Here is a 15809-nt window from a genome sequence, read left to right on the forward strand (position 1 = left end):
TTGATGCAGCCGAATTACCGCCGAAATATTGCCGCTTGCATTTATAGACATCCATGCCGTTTGCACGACACCATCAGAGGATGAAAATTAGCTTAGTCCGTCATTGCGAGGAGCAAAGCGACGTGACAATCCCCTGTTTGGCCCAACAACTACCAGACCATTAGTACTATTTATTATAATTGATAATTGTCCCGGAGGTTTTTACCGATTGATTAATACTTCGATAGCGCAGCCAAGAATTGAGCTATATAAATTACTGCGCGCCTTATCACTGGCTATGGATTATAACCGGAACGGATTGATGCGCCACCACCAGCGGGTGGCCTTAATTTGCTCCTATATTGCCAAAGAAATGCAGCTGGAGTCCGCAAAGCTGCCTCAGCTGCTTTGCAGTGCCGTAATCCACGACGCCGGCACCAGCACCTTTCATGAAAAGGCCGACCTGGAACAATTTGAGGTCAACAACCCTTGGCGGCACTGTCAGAAAGGTTACCAACTGCTTAGCAATATGCCCGTGCTGTTGCCGTTGGCTGAAGTAATATTGCATCATCACGACCGCTGGGACGGACAAAACCCGTCCGGCTTGTCGGGCAGTGCTATTCCTCTGCTCAGCCGCATAATTTTTTTGGCTGACCGGGTAGATGTGCTGGCCGGCCGGCCCGGCAATATATTAGACTGCCGGCCGGAAATTGTGCGGCAAATCAATGCCCGGTCCGGCACCATGTTCGACCCGGAATTAATAAACGTGTTTAACAAGGTGGCCGACAAGGAAAGCCTGTGGCTGGACCTCACTTCACAATTCATTGATATCAACCTGGACCGCCGGCTGCACACCTGCCCGGTCATTACCGGCCAATCGGAAATTATCGGCATCAGCCAAATTTTTGCCGAAATAATCGACGGCAAAAGCCCTTTTACACACCGGCATTCCCGACTGGTAGCCGAGGTAGCCGCTTTTTTAGCAGGTCAAGCCGGTTTTACAAATACGCAGCAAAAAAATATTTATGTGGCAGGTCTGCTGCATGATCTGGGTAAACTGAGTATACCCGAGGAAATACTGGAAAAACCGGCCGGGTTAAGCAGGCAGGAATTTAATATTATAAAACAGCATACTTATATCACCTACCAGATTTTAAGTATGATAAACGGCTTTGAAGAAATAAACCAATGGGCAGCCTACCATCATGAAAAATTAAACGGTGAAGGCTACCCCTTTCACTTAACGGGTGCGGATATGCCCACAGGCTCACGAATCATGGCCGTAGCCGATATATTCAGCGCCCTGGTTGAAGACCGCCCCTACCGCAAGGGACTGCCCCGACACCGGGTGGAGGAAATAATGATACGTATGGCGGAAACCAGAAGTATTGACAGAGAAATATTGCAAATTTTAATGGACAATTACAAGGAAGCGGAAAATATAAAAGAAGCGTTGGCAGTGGGTTAACTAGAAAGGAAGCTAAAAGGAAAATGCCGGACAGCAAAATCATTAATGCAGTGGATTCTATACTCACGCCTAAAGATTACCAACATCTTTACCGACTTACAGCCGATCCGACACCCCTTAAAGAAAACTGCGGCACTCTTTGCGGCAGTGTATGCTGCCAGCCCGGACGGGATAATGATCTGGGCATATATTTATTCCCGGGAGAGGAAGTCATGTTTAACCGCCGGGAGAACTGGCTTATTTGGGAGGCTCAAGACCCTGCCGAACAATTATTCCCGGCTTCCTGGCCCGATCCGGTATATTTTGTGCGCTGCACCCGGCCATGCCCCCGTGAGGCGCGCCCGCTGGCCTGCCGTTTTTTTCCCCTGGCGCCTCACCTGCAACAGGACGGCAGCCTGCTGATCATTTATGAAACACTGGAGCTGCCCTACAGCTGCCCGCTGATAACCAGTGACTTACCGCTACAAAGAGACTTCATCGAAACCATAACCAAAGCCTGGCGGATAATGCTGAAAGACTCGCGTATACGGGATTTCGTGGAGGAGGAATCTCGCTATCGTTTAGCTCAGCGGATGCCGCTGCAGATAATAGAAACCGGGCCATAAAATTAACGGCGGCGCAAGTATAATTTAGTTATTGGCCGGTGCTGATTTACATGTTTTCCGTTTTATTCACCATCCGCACAATAAGCCTGGTCAGTACCTTTTTTTCCTCCTCCCGGGCCTCGTCCCATAACTCATTAAGCAACCGCTGCTCCCGATTTCCCGGGTCGACTCTATTAGCTAAAAAATCGCCCAAACGGCAGGCTACATCATTAATATGCTCATCTGATACACCAACCGCTTCAGCCGCATTTACCACCTGGTGCAGTATTTTTTTACACTGGTGCCACGATACTTCAAGCTCCACGCACAAAACACCTCCGGGCATATTATTTCTAGCCGGCAGGAATAATATGTATTCGACCGGTGGAAAAACAAAAAAACCCACAACAAAACATGTGGGTTTGAATCATATAGCGGGCTGACTTTTTATTAACCTCTTCCTTAGATGTTAAAGTCATCATAAGCACCTCCCGATAACATTATAGTCTTAAGATGTTAATCAGGAAGCATGGTTTATATAAATTTTGAGTTAAATTAATTAAGATACTTTAACAACCAGGGCTGCACCGGTGTCTCCGGCCGCGCATCCGGCTAATAAACCATAACCACCGCCCAGAGTAACCAACTCTTCAATCATTTCGATAATGCCGCGACCGGTGGTGGGACCCTGGGGATGCCCGTAAATAAGCGAACTGCCGTAATTATTGATTTTCATGACATCATAGTTTATTTCTCTGGCAAGGTATAAATCATTGGTCGCAAAAGGATTGTGCGTCTTTAGAACCTTAACATCATTAATGCCGATCCGGGCTTTTTCCAGTGCCATTTTTGCCGCTGGGAGCGGAGCCGCAGCCATATGTGCCTTTTCGGCACGGGCAAAACCATAGGAAACCACCTGTATTTCCATACCGCTATCAGAGCTAAGCTCACGAGCTTTTTCCCTGGTGCATACGACAATAGCACAGTTGCCATCAGCAGGGTGGGTTTGAGAGGCAAAAGTATGCACTCCACCTTCAATAACCGGCTTTAATCTGGCCACTCCTTCCTTAGTTGTACGGGTCACTCCTTCGTCCGCTTCAAGTAATGCAGTTTCCTTTTTGCTCTTTTTATATTCTATCGGGAACATGTAACGTTTCTGAAACGCCCGGTCATTAGCCAAGGAATCCAGGTACTGTTCGTAACGTCTTAAAGTTAACTCATCACAGTCTTCCCTGGTAATCCAACCGGACTTTTGGGCCACATTCTCGGCCGTTCTAAGCATAGGCAGCCCCGCATATGGATCTTCGTTTATATTATCCATATTCCAGTTTTCGGAAATTACTTCTCCTCCGGGACCGGGGGGATTGGGCCAGATAGTGTGAGGACCGTTAGAGCAACGATCTGTCATAAGGCAGAATGTGTTTACAAAAGCACCTGCTTCAATGCTCGTCGCTGCCAAACCTACACAGGTCGTGGACGTAGAGCACGCCTGGGGAACATGCAGACCGGGGAGATGCGTGGCGCCGATAAGCGCAGCAGCCCAAGGTGCGGAGTAGAAAGAGCTCTTTTGTCCAACTGTTTTTCCAAAATATAGGTAATCAAACATCTTTGGATCTATATTCTTTGTTGCCAGCCACCTTTTGGCAGTTGCCGCTCCCAGTTCAATCGAATGCCCATTTTGGAGGCTTCCCTGCCAGCGGGCAAAAGGTGAACTATAGTATGCGCCATAAGGAATAAATGCTTTAGAATACATTAAAAATATCCCCCTCGTTAATATTTAGTATGAAAAATGCATTGCACATTCAATGTTATTAAAAGCAAAACATGTACCATCGAACAATAAAAATAGAAATTAAATAAAAAATTAAAACCGGACATGCCTTATTGGTCCATATACCAACTGATAAATGTAGGTTATGATACATATATACAATCAGGAAAGCAGTATTTTAGATACAACATGCTTAAAATGCATCATACCTTAAATATGAAAATAAATTAACTTCACATGTCAACCGCTGATTAGATAACCGTAATTGCAATCGCAATCTAAATAGCCACACCTAAGCTTATTTCTTCCTTGTTTTTCTATACAACATGGTACGATGGATTCCCAAGCGTTTGGCCGCTTCACCCACCCGACCATTACATTCGGCCAGCACTTGTCTTATATATCTCTCTTCCACTGCTTTCAAAACACTTCTTAGGGTTCCTTTATATGGCATACTTTTTTCCGGATATTTATTAATATCCGGACATGCCTTGCCGCTTATCAGGCAGTTCTCCTCTAAATATAAATCCTCACCGGGTGAAGTAATAACTAATCTCTCAATAACATTACGCAGTTCCCGCGCATTGCCCGGCCAGCTGTATTCAAGCAACTTTAAGGTCGCTTGCGTGGTTAATGTTTTCTTAAAAGCATATTTACTATTTAATTCATCTAAAAATCTCTGAGCAAGAGCTAAGATATCATCAGGCCTTTCCCTTAACGCCGGCAGATGGATGGGTATTACATTAAGACGATAGTATAGATCGTTCCTAAACAGTTTCTGACTGATCATTGTTCTTAAGTTTCTATTCGTTGCCGCAATTAACCGGACATTGGCGCGATGTATAGCCGTACTGCCCAGCCTTTGTATTTCACCGGTTTCTATAACTCTCAGCAGCTTAGATTGCATGGCTAACGGCAACTCGCCAATTTCATCTAAAAATAGCGTTCCTTTATCGGCAATTTCAAATAAACCGGGCTTCCCTTGGGTACTTGCGCCTGTGAAGGCCCCGCGAACATAACCAAAAAATTCGGACTCCAGCAGTTCATGGGGTATAGCCGCGCAATTTACCGGAATAAACGGTTCTTGGCAGCGAAGACTATGGCGGTGTATATACTTTGCCATTACTTCTTTACCGGTCCCTGATTCTCCAATCAGCATTACAGTGCTGTCGGTTTTCGCTATAATATTACCGGTTATAACAATTTCGCGCATTTGCCGACTTTCAGCCACTATTGAATTTAGCTCCAATTCTTTATCACTTAAATATTCTATCGCGGCTTTGTAACGATTAGCTGTTGCTCTCTCCGTCTTTACATCTTCAATGTATTTATCAACTATTACCTTATCGCGCGCGTTGGTAATGACCATGGCGACATTACCATTTTCGCCCAGCAAGGGTGTGCTGGTAGCTATTTGTCTAGTCCCCTGCGGGTTTTTTAGCAATCCCGTTACCACCGACTGTGTCTCTATAGCTTTTAATGTAGGGGACCAGTCATATATCTTCTTCTCGAGCAAGCTCTTGACATTGGTTCCAATTAAACCCTTATGGTTAACGCCCAGTAATTTCTCTGTCGCTGCGTTGGCTAAAAGTATGTTGCCCAACCCATCGGTAACAAATATGGCATCATAGGAGTGGTTGATAATCATTTCCAAATCAAGCCGGTTAAGAGGACTTTTTATTTTCTCCTTAGCGGATACTCGCCGGTTATCACTCAGTTCTCTAAGTTCAGCAACCACCTTATCACCTCCCAAGCTATTCGAAAACAACCAATTTCAATATTAAAGCAAAGTATATTAAACTTTTTTTGAAAGCATAAGTTATTAGCCTTCCAGGGCTTAAGACTGCTTTACCATAGAAGGCTAATCACTATTTTGATTAATATAAATTTTTATCGGGATGCTCCAGGGCATATTGCTGTACTTTATCTATTCTTTGAGGATTTCTAGACTTGTCTTACACTATATACCTGCCCGCTTCTGAAACAGCTGCAGCAATCTCCCGCCTGAGAACCACTGTATTTTGTGGTATATAACGCGATAGGTTGTGTAGATTTTTCAAAAGATTTGCCAGTTCATCACCTTCGGCAAGCACTGCCAGCGTTTCTTCCGCTATATTCTTCACTTCGCCGATTGCAGAATTAATGTAAGCTCCGGCCATAATCAACTTAAGCCTTGCCCTGTCTTCGCCCTGGTTTTTCAATGACCTTTGCGCCCGCAGCCAACCACTTTCCATTGCAAAGGTTTGTATGGCCAAGTTAGCTAATCTAGCCAATATTTCTTGTTGCTTAAGTAAAGCTTTACCGTATTTTTGAAGACCGGCGCCAAAGGTTAACAAGAAAATATCTTTTGCCGCCTGTACTAAATCTTCTCCTCCGGTTCTAACAGGCATCCCGTCAATAAGCTTCTCCTGCAACTTTTTCAGTGCTTCCCGAAGTGGTAAATCTCCTTTATCGACTCTGCGCAGCAAGGTAATGGGAACAATTGTACGATTTATTTCATTAGTTCCCTCAAAAATACGATATATTCTGGCATCCCTGTAAAGTCTCTCTATGGCATATTCGGCGCTATAACCATAACCTCCGTGAATCTGCACCCCTTCGTCCACAATGTAGTCTTGTGCCTCGGTGGCAAAAACCTTGTTCATAGAACACTCCAGGGCATATTCCTCAATACCTTTAGCGACAACCTGTCCGCCATCCTCGCCGGAGATATCCAAACTTTGCAGCTTGTTTTCCAACAGCCCCCCTGTACGGTAAATCATGCTTTCCGCGATATAAATTCTTATAGCCATTTCAGACAGTTTTTCCCTAATCATGCCAAAATTAGCGATGGGTTCACCAAACTGCTTGCGGTCGTTAGCGTAGGCGGCCGCGAGCTCCAGTGCAAACTTGGAACTACCCAGGGCATTGGCGGATAATTTATAACGGCCTAGATTTAAGATATTAAAAGCTACAACATGACCCCGGCCAATTTGAAATAACAAATTTTCAACCGGCACTTTCACATCTTCAAGAATTAAAGTTCTGGTTGATGAGCCCTTAATGCCCATTTTGTGTTCCTCCGGTCCGGTTGAAAGACCCTCGGAATCTGCATCAACAATAAAGGCGGTAAACTTTTCGCTGTCTATCTTTGCGTATACGATAAAGACATCGGCAAATCCGGCATTAGTGATAAATTGTTTATTTCCATTTAAAATATAATACTTGCCATCCGCACTCAGAACTGCTCTGGATTTGATAGCCATGGCGTCCGTGCCCGCTCCCGGCTCAGTTAAAGCATAGGACCCCACTTTTTCACCGCCGGCTATTCCAGGAAGATATTTTTCTTTTTGCTTGCGGGTACCAAACATAACAATCGGCATACTACCGATACCGGTTTGGCCGCCGTGGGTCATAGCAAAGGAGCCGCCCCACCCCATACACTCGGCAATTATAGTGGTACTGATCTTATCCATTTCCATACCGCCATATTCTTCCGGAATTTCGGTTCCATTAAGGCCCAACTCTCCGGCAGCCTCCAGCAGTTCCCTATTCAAACCCTCTTGCTTGGATTCCAACTCTTCCATTCTGTTTAAAATGTTATCATTAACAAAGCTTGCGGTAGTTCTAAATATTAATCTATGTTCATCGGTAAAATCTTCAGGTGTAAAAATATCCTGAGGATCAGTTTTTTCAAAAAGGAAGCTTAACCCCTTGGGTATATTACTCATTTATTTCCACCTCCCGCTGCGCCAAATGTCGTCTATTTACCGGTAAAGTTTGGTTTGCGCTTTTTCATAAAAGCCCCTAAGCCTTCTTTGCGGTCTTCACTGGTAAAGGCAGTAACAAAACTCTTAGTTTCAAATATTAAGGCGGAGTTAAGATCCATGTTTATGCCTGCATTAATGGCCGATTTTGCCATACTCATGGCTACTGCCGGCTTGGAAGACAGTCTCCGAGCAAGCTTTTGAGCTTCTTCCATAAGTAAGTTTGCCGGTACTACATTGTTTACTAAACCTAATCTCTCGGCGGCAGCAGCGTCAATAATGTCATTCAGAAATATTAATTCCTTGGCTTTAGCCATACCGATGAGCCTGGGAAGTCTTTGAGTACCACCACCACCGGGAATAATACCCAGACCGACTTCAGGCAAACCAAACTTAGCCGTATCGGAAGCCAAACGAAAGTCACAGCACAGAGCCAATTCACAGCCACCACCCAAAGCAAATCCGTTAATAGCGGCTATAACCGGTTTGTCTAGACTTTCTAATTTATCAAAAGCAGTTCGGGAAATTTGGTTAAAGCTATACACTTCCACCGGAGTTAGGTCAGCTATTTCGGAAATATCAGCACCGGCAGCAAAAGCCTTTTCTCCGCCACCGGTAACGATTATGGCTTTGACGGAAGCATCGGCTTGTAATTCGTCGGCTGCCAGAGCCAGTTCCCGGAACATTTGGCTGTTCAGGGGGTTCACCGGTGGGCGATTTAAAGTTATAACAGCAACACCGTTTTCTTTAGTTAACTGGATTACTTCATAGGCCATAAAATAATCCCCTTTCCCTAAGTTAATGTTTTTTAGCAAATGTGCTATTTATCATACCATCCGGAGCCGGTCTTTTTGCCAAGTCTTCCGGCCCGTATCAACGCTTTTAAATTCTGCGGAGGATTCCATTTGGGATCTTTAGTCTCATTGTAGATATAATCAGCTACAAAGGCTGATATATCAACTCCGGTAAAATCCATTAACGTAAAGGGGCCCATGGGGTAATTCAGACCGAGAGCAACCGCTTTATCGACATCTTCGACAGTCGCCACCCCTTCTTCCACAATACGCATAGCCTCCAAGAACTGAGGCATCATAACCCGGTTGACGATGAAACCCGGGGTATCCTTCTTAACCTCAACAGGTGTCTTACCCATAGCTTGGGCCACTTCAAACCCTAATTGCACAGTTTCATCACTTGTATAGTAGCCCCGAATAACTTCTACCAAACGCATAAGTATAGGTGGATTAAAAAAATGCAAACCGCAGACTCTATCAGGGCGAGAAGTGGCGGAAGCTATAGCGGTAATTGACATGGAAGAAGTATTAGTAGCTAAAATCGCCTCAGGACGGCAAATCTTATCCATCTTCTCAAAGGCGGTTTTCTTTAATGCCAGATCTTCGAAAATTGCCTCAATCACCAAATCAGCATCGGCAAAATTTCCCATATTAGTGGTTATGCTAACACGATTTAAAGCCGCGTCCTTCTCTTCAACAGTCATTTTTTGTTTTTGAATGCTTTTATCCATAAAGCCGTTCATACGCTTAATGGCACCTTCAACAAAACGCTGCTCCACATCACAAAGTATAACTTCAAAGCCCCTCACTGCCGCCAAGTGGGCAATTCCGCCGCCCATAGAGCCCGCCCCTAATATACCCAGTTTTTTAGCCATAACCTATGCCTCCTATTTATTAACATTTTTAGCAATTAAGCTATCTAACTGCATACTTAAGCAAGATCCGTGCCAAATTATTTCCGCAAATATTTGAATCATCAAAATAGGGAGATAAGTAAGAATATACCGACTCATAAGCAGATTGCCGTTTATCCAGTGATTAGAGTTTTAATTGCTTATATAAAATATTGAGATTGATTACTACTTTAAGGATGTATAAAAACTACAATTCAAGTAGAAATTTTGCAACATGTTTCATAAATGCAACTATAATATTTATCCGCAGCAAAACTTACGCTTCGGCACCGGCAATAGATTCAATGCTCTTCCCTTTCGTTTCAGAAAAAAAGAAAAATGCTATTATACTAAAGACCACCGCGGGAATAGCAAGGAATATAAACGTACCGGTATAACCAATACCCAATTGCTGAAGATAGCCGGCGGCTATGGGGCCGGAAAATCCTCCAATACGGCCAAATGCCTGAGCCCAAGCAACCCCGGTATTCCTAAATTCTGTTCTGTATGCTTCAGCAAGAATTGGCTGCACCCCAGTCAGCCCCCAATTTATGGCAAGGCCCGATAAAACACTAAAAATAACAATTTGCCATTGGCTCGTCACATAACCTAAGAGGATCACCATCACAGCCGCAAATAGCCAAGCAGTAACAACGTTCTTTTTACGGCCTATAATATCCGCGACATAACCGGTAGCCAATGCACCGACTATACCGGCAAAATTTTGCAATACGGCGAAAAAATATCCCTTAGTCAAGCCAAACCCCTTTTCAACCAGAAGCGTGGGAAGCCATCCCGATATACCATAAATCACTACCGACCCCATAAAATACGTAATCCAAAAACTTATAGTTATTCTCCTGTAATCCGCAGAAAAAATAGCACTCATACCAACTGTTTTCGGAGGCGGTGGTGTAACTAAGCAACCCGGAGTCCATTCACCGGCTGCACCCTCAATTGTTTTTTCCATCTTCTTAATAACTTTTATTGCGTCTGCTTCACGGCCTCTACTTAATAACCAATGTGGAGATTCATTAAGCCTGGCCATCAACACCAGCGAATAGAAAACAGATAAGCCCGCCAATAAAAAGCAAAGCCTCCAGCCGAAATCAGAAACCGCGTAAGTACATAAAACCCCTGCCAAAACCCAGCCCAACATGTAAAAAGACATTATTGACGCTGAGAAGAACCCCCTGTTTTTAGTCGGCACATTTTCGGACATCATTGTTACCCCAACCGGTATCACAGCACCGATACCCACACCGCCTAATATTCTAAAAACAGCAAATGCCTCGTAACTTTGCACCCAATAAATAGGAAGCGTAAATAATGAATAAACCAGACAAGAGAAAATAAGAATCTTCTTTCTACCGATGCGATCAGAAAGAATACCTGCAAGCATTCCCCCAAACATTAAACCCAAAAGGCTCCACGAAGAAAGAGCTCCGGTTTGAATTTTACTTAACTGCCATTCCAAAGCTATTTGAGACATTGTATAAGGAACAACCATATAAACAATCCCACTAAATAAAACCACTAGACCAACCAGGAGATAAACTGAAAAGGTATATTTCGATACACCTATTCTATCGATAACATCAGAAATAGTTACTTTATTCATTTGTTTTTTCTCCCCTTATTAACAAACAACATGAATCGGGATGGACAGGCAATCAAACATTAAATTATGCCTTTCTCCCTAAAAACCGCAATTTCCACATCACTGTATCCTAAGAGTCTATTAAGAATAAGATCAGTATCCTGGCCCAGATCCGGTGCTCCACGCCATACTTGAGGCGGAGTTTCACTCATTTTAGGGCAGAACCCAAAAGCCTTTACTCTTTCTTTGGTTGTCAAATCTTCATACTCAATGAAATTCCCCCTCTTTTGGTAGTGTCTACTCGCAGCCAAATCAGCAGCGTCCTTTACAATACCACACGGTACCTTAAAACTTAATAAGTACTGCTTGCCCTCTTCCGCTTCCCGGGCCGCTACCCATTCTTTAGCAATCCGATCAAGCTCAAGACCAAGTTCGGAATTTATTGCTTCCGGTGAAGCGCCTGCCGCTTCATGTGTATATTTTTGCGGGTCAAGACCCAGTGCTTTAATAAACCGCCCATAAACTATCGGACCATACGCACCAATATATAAGTACTTATTATCCCTGGTTTTGTACAAATTTCCGGGCTGGAAAATCGGCACTTTGTTACCGTTTCTTGCCCTTACTTTGTCTAAAACAAAATATTGTACAAAGGTATCATTAAGACACTTACTCATGGCTTCAACTTGAGCAATGTCAATGGCCTGCCCCCGCCCTGTCTTCTGGGCATGCATATAAGCCATTAAAACCCCGCTGAAGCAAAACATAGCGGTTATATAATCGTTTATAAAAACAGCGGCATGTGACGGAGGCATCGGCTCGGGGAAACCATTGATAAACATATAGCCACCCTCGGCCTGCCCTATGGGATCGTATGAAGGTCTATTACATTCTTCAGGAACACCACCAAAATGGGGTCTTCCGAAGCCACTGACATGAGCTATAATTAGCTTGGGATTGACTTCAAACAGTACATCTTCTTTTATACCAAGCTTCTCAGTCCAAACCATATTTTCCATCCAAACATCACAATTCTTGATAAGAGAAAGGAATATCTCTTTAGACTCCGGTATTTTAAGATTTAGTTCAAGCGTAAGACTAAGTTTATTTCTTGCCTCCTGCATCCAACCGGCACTTACCTGCTTTTCACCGCGTTTAACAATAGGGGCCTGCTGGCGATAGGGATCCCCAATTTTGGGCCGTTCAATATGAATGACCTCGGCGCCATACTCAGCAAGCATGGAAGCTGCAAAAGGCGCAGCAACTATACTTCCACCCAACAATACCCTCATGCCCGCAAGCGGACCAAACGACGGTATTAAATACGGCGCAGGCATACGTTCAATTTCCTTCCATTTTCCCATAGTATTGTCTTCACCATCCCATCCCTTTATTTTAATCATCATAGCTACGTCAAGATTAACATTAGACATACCCTGCGTTAGCTATGCTTAAATTAAATAAAGAGCAAAACATATACCAAACTTCTTTAAAACCACAAATTAAATATGCCGTTCAATCAGGCACTTTATCTGCTCTATTCAACAACCTATTTTAGATCCCGCCAATAACTCTTTAGACCAAGTTTCAGAATAGATACTTCAGCAGTTGCATCTCAGACACATCGTATTTAAAATGCAACTTACAATACTTTACCGGCGACAAAAAAAAAGCCCAAAAATCAGTATCCTGACTTTTGGAAATTTACCCGGAAAGATAAAATATTAAAATGAATTGCTTTAGAAATTTATTTATCATATCTAATACATACCTCAAAAATACTATATAACAGAAAACATAATTTATTAATAAGGTTTAAACCCCTTAAAACCATCCATAACCAGCCATTTAGCAAACCAATTAGCAGCTAATTTACTCAAAACCGCATCACGTTCATCCAAGGTTTCAACATTCCAACAGGTTCTTAATATTCTGCAATTACCATCGACTTTGATTTTTAAAAAATCAGCTGCATCCAAATTATCTTCCATTTTGGACTCCACAACCCACCAATTATCAATTTTATTATTCAACAATAGAACACATGCAAATATTTTATGAGGATAAAAGGAACCTTCTTCTTTTTGACTAGCACTTTCAATGTAGTGTTTACACTTAATGCACTTCATCCCAATCACCCCGTAAAACTTTTACCATACTATATATTTTATTTTCTGCCCACAAACTCGACATAAGGCACTATGCCGTGTTGATTACCATACACACAAAATATCTTACCACTATAAAACCAACCATTCCTAATGCAATCCCAAATGTGAGCATACGAGGAAGGAACTTTACCAACCAGTAAATCATTATTTTTCTTCCTTATTTCCAAACATGAGGGATTATACCCGGCAGCCGAAATATATACTTGCTCATTTTCTTGATATAAATCTGTCTGAATTTCTGCAATTGAGAATCTAAATGGGCCTTTACAATTATTAACCTGGTTTCGCTTCCACACATAAAAATCACCGATAGACATTGTCCTCACCCTTATGGAATAAATTACCTAAAATAAACGGCACACCCTACCCACCCAGGTCTAATTCACACGGCAATTGGCGTTAAAATCGTTTTTCCATAGCAGAGCATTAGTTTTATATAAATATCGTTAAGCCAAGCCATAATCACTTATCTTTATATATTGTCAATTGCTGTTTTACTCTTCGTATTTTTAATAATGATTTTTAAAGCAACATTCATGCCAAATTACCAAGGTTAAGCAAATAGTGTTATAAGCTCCAAAAAAGAAAGTCCTGAATGGCTATACCTAAGCCGTTTCAAGACTTCCTTACCCTGATAAACCCGGTCTTTGGGCCTAATATATATTTAACTTTTAAAAAACAACTCTATAATGCTACAACTATGGTTGCAATTTTCATACATTGTATTAATAATACGACTTCCATAAGTAAAATCATTTCAGAGTTATAGTGATTCCAACTAGAATTAAGTATAGATTTCTATCAATACCTAATTCTGTTTATTCTTATTTAACTTTCTATACAACATGGTACGATGGATTCCCAAGCATTTGGCCGCTTCACCTACTATATATAAATATTTCTATAAACCATAATGCCTTGCCTAAATAACCCCTTGCCCTTTTAATAACGTCAGATCCTCATCATTCAGCCCCAGTGCCCCATAGAGCTCTGCATTGTGCTCGCCCAAAGCGGGCGGGGACAGCGGTTTTTGGTTCGGCGCACCGGTAAATACCAGGGGATTGCGCACCTGACGCAGCGTACCTCCGCCCGGATGGGGTACATCAATAATCATCCCCCGCCGACGGGCATACTCACCGTCCAGCACCTCTTCCGCAGTATCCACCGGAGTCAGACAACAATCAACTCTTTCAGCGAACTCCATCCACCGGGCTTTAGTGCGGGAAAGAAAAATTTCTTGCACCTCCCGGTATACGGGATCGTCATCCACAGCCTGGGAAAGGTGCCCCGGAATGAGATCCTCCCGATCCAGGGCGCGACAGAAATTTTGCCAGAACTTGGCCTCCAGCGCACCCAGCGCCACATAGCAGTTGTCCTTGGTGCGATAGACATTATAACAGGTCAGCGCACCGCACAGCATCATATCTCCCCGGGCCGCGGGTGTCCCGGTGGCCATAAGATTGGCCAGGTGCATGGACATCATGGAAAACAATCCGTCCGTCATGGATAAATCCAGGTAAGCACCCCGGCCCTCCCGTTTTTTTTGCCACAGTGCTGATAAAATACCGATTACAGCAAACATGCCGCCGGTGAGGTCCGCCACCTGCACCCCCGGCACCACGGGTTGGGCATTCCTGACCCCGGTGATGCCCAGTACACCGCTAACCGACAGGTAGTTGAGGTCATGTCCTGCCCGGTCACGGTAAGGACCGTCCTGGCCATAACCCGATAAGGAACAATACACTATTCCGGGGTTAATTTGCCGCACAGCTTCATAATCTAAACCCAGCGTCTTCATCACACCCGGACGAAAGCCCTCAATGACTACATCGGCATCTTTTGCCAAACCCCGAAAAATTTCCTTGCCCCGCTCCTTTTTTAAATTTAAGGTAATGCTTTTTTTATTACGGTTAACTGCCAGGAAAAACACACTGACCCCGGCCACCCGGGGCATAAATTGACGCATGTAATCACCGGCGCCCGGCTCTTCGACTTTAATTATCTCCGCCCCCAGGTCACCCAGCAGCATGGTAGCGTAAGGTCCCGGCAGCAACCGGGATAAATCCAGCACACGAACTCCTTTAAGCATATAATCACCTGCTTATGTAAATTATTTATTTTTTGAATATTAAACAAAGTTTGAACCCTTCCTGCTCATTTGTTAAATATTATCATAAAAACAAGATAGGCGGTCAACAGACAGGTTATGTTTTCCACCCCTATAGCTCTCTAAAACTTTAGCGCTTCACTTCGGGCCAAGTTGGCCCGAAGTGAAGGGTTTTTATATCGTCCTATATAAATGTTTTGAATCTTATCAAATTATTTTCTGCAATTGCCGAAAATTTTTTCTAAAAAAGATTGATATTCATTTAAGGCAGATGTAGAATACCGTTGTAGGCAATTGTCTTAAAAGGAGTTAATATTATGGGTACAATGAAAAAACTACCGGACGCGGAGTTTGACATTATGAAAGTGGTGTGGGCAAATGAGCCGCCTATAACGACCAATATTATTATGCAGCAGCTTGGACATGAAAGGGAATGGAAAGCGCAGACGATCATTTCCCTTATGTTGCGGCTGGTGGAGCGCGGCTTTATCCGAACTGAAAAAAACGGCAAAGAGCGCACCTATTTCCCGCTTATCAGTAAAGAGGACTACCTGAAATTTGAAACGGGCGATTTTATGGAGCGTTTTCACGGGAACTCTTTTGCCAGCTTGGTTGCCACGCTATATGACGGAAACAAGTTAAAAGACAGCGACCTTGACCAACTGGAAAAGTGGCTGAAAGAAAAGAGGGAATGAT

General features: G+C 43.4%; 14 protein-coding genes. 3 read left to right on the forward strand and 11 right to left on the reverse strand.

Annotated features, from left to right (window positions below; translation table 11 throughout):
• Nucleotides 1-208: 208 nt before the first annotated feature.
• Together ABDB91_RS15480 and ABDB91_RS15485 are read left to right on the forward strand one after the other, a co-directional pair.
• Entirely contained in the window at nucleotides 209-1447 is a 1239-nt protein-coding gene (locus tag ABDB91_RS15480; protein ID WP_347488595.1) for an HD domain-containing phosphohydrolase, read from the forward strand.
• 23 nt (nucleotides 1448-1470) lie between these two features.
• A complete protein-coding gene (locus ABDB91_RS15485) occupies nucleotides 1471-2052 on the forward strand; it encodes a hypothetical protein (protein ID WP_347488596.1) in 582 nt (193 codons plus the stop codon).
• Nucleotides 2053-2098: 46 nt separating this feature from the next.
• Here the strand turns inward: ABDB91_RS15485 and ABDB91_RS15490 are convergent, their stop codons facing one another.
• The 11 genes from ABDB91_RS15490 to ABDB91_RS15540 all read right to left on the reverse strand — a co-directional run bounded on the left by ABDB91_RS15490 (nucleotide 2099) and on the right by ABDB91_RS15540 (nucleotide 15095).
• Nucleotides 2099-2356 carry a DUF3243 domain-containing protein gene (locus ABDB91_RS15490; RefSeq protein ID WP_347488597.1) on the reverse strand — a complete coding sequence of 86 codons (258 nt, stop codon included), beginning with the start codon at nucleotides 2354-2356 and terminating at the stop codon, nucleotides 2099-2101.
• Nucleotides 2357-2590: 234 nt separating this feature from the next.
• Nucleotides 2591-3784, reverse strand: a complete 1194-nt coding sequence (locus ABDB91_RS15495; RefSeq protein ID WP_347488598.1) for a thiolase family protein — start codon at nucleotides 3782-3784, stop codon at nucleotides 2591-2593.
• 316 nt (nucleotides 3785-4100) lie between these two features.
• On the reverse strand, nucleotides 4101-5450 hold the full coding sequence (locus ABDB91_RS15500) for a sigma 54-interacting transcriptional regulator (protein ID WP_347491624.1): 1350 nt from the start codon (nucleotides 5448-5450) through the stop codon (nucleotides 4101-4103).
• A gap of 307 nt (nucleotides 5451-5757) precedes the next feature.
• A complete protein-coding gene (locus ABDB91_RS15505; RefSeq protein WP_347488599.1) occupies nucleotides 5758-7512 on the reverse strand; it encodes an acyl-CoA dehydrogenase family protein in 1755 nt (584 codons plus the stop codon).
• A gap of 32 nt (nucleotides 7513-7544) precedes the next feature.
• Nucleotides 7545-8324, reverse strand: coding sequence for an enoyl-CoA hydratase-related protein (locus tag ABDB91_RS15510; protein WP_347488600.1), 780 nt, complete (start codon nucleotides 8322-8324; stop codon nucleotides 7545-7547).
• A gap of 44 nt (nucleotides 8325-8368) precedes the next feature.
• On the reverse strand, nucleotides 8369-9217 hold the full coding sequence (locus ABDB91_RS15515; RefSeq protein ID WP_347488601.1) for a 3-hydroxyacyl-CoA dehydrogenase family protein: 849 nt from the start codon (nucleotides 9215-9217) through the stop codon (nucleotides 8369-8371).
• 295 nt (nucleotides 9218-9512) lie between these two features.
• Nucleotides 9513-10856, reverse strand: a complete 1344-nt coding sequence (locus ABDB91_RS15520; protein ID WP_347488602.1) for an MFS transporter — start codon at nucleotides 10854-10856, stop codon at nucleotides 9513-9515.
• 59 nt (nucleotides 10857-10915) lie between these two features.
• A complete protein-coding gene (locus tag ABDB91_RS15525) occupies nucleotides 10916-12199 on the reverse strand; it encodes a CoA transferase (protein WP_347491625.1) in 1284 nt (427 codons plus the stop codon).
• A 441-nt stretch (nucleotides 12200-12640) separates the two neighbouring features.
• Entirely contained in the window at nucleotides 12641-12964 is a 324-nt protein-coding gene (locus tag ABDB91_RS15530; RefSeq protein ID WP_347488603.1) for a hypothetical protein, read from the reverse strand.
• A gap of 38 nt (nucleotides 12965-13002) precedes the next feature.
• On the reverse strand, nucleotides 13003-13323 hold the full coding sequence (locus tag ABDB91_RS15535) for a hypothetical protein (protein ID WP_347488604.1): 321 nt from the start codon (nucleotides 13321-13323) through the stop codon (nucleotides 13003-13005).
• A gap of 605 nt (nucleotides 13324-13928) precedes the next feature.
• Nucleotides 13929-15095, reverse strand: coding sequence for a CaiB/BaiF CoA-transferase family protein (locus ABDB91_RS15540; protein WP_347488605.1), 1167 nt, complete (start codon nucleotides 15093-15095; stop codon nucleotides 13929-13931).
• A 335-nt stretch (nucleotides 15096-15430) separates the two neighbouring features.
• Here ABDB91_RS15540 and ABDB91_RS15545 point away from each other — a divergent pair, with 335 nt between their 5' ends.
• Nucleotides 15431-15808 carry a BlaI/MecI/CopY family transcriptional regulator gene (locus ABDB91_RS15545; RefSeq protein ID WP_347488606.1) on the forward strand — a complete coding sequence of 126 codons (378 nt, stop codon included), beginning with the start codon at nucleotides 15431-15433 and terminating at the stop codon, nucleotides 15806-15808.
• Nucleotide 15809 lies beyond the last annotated feature (1 nt).

The sequence above is a fragment of the Desulfoscipio sp. XC116 genome (genome assembly GCF_039851975.1).
Taxonomy (GTDB): domain Bacteria; phylum Bacillota; class Desulfotomaculia; order Desulfotomaculales; family Desulfallaceae; genus Sporotomaculum.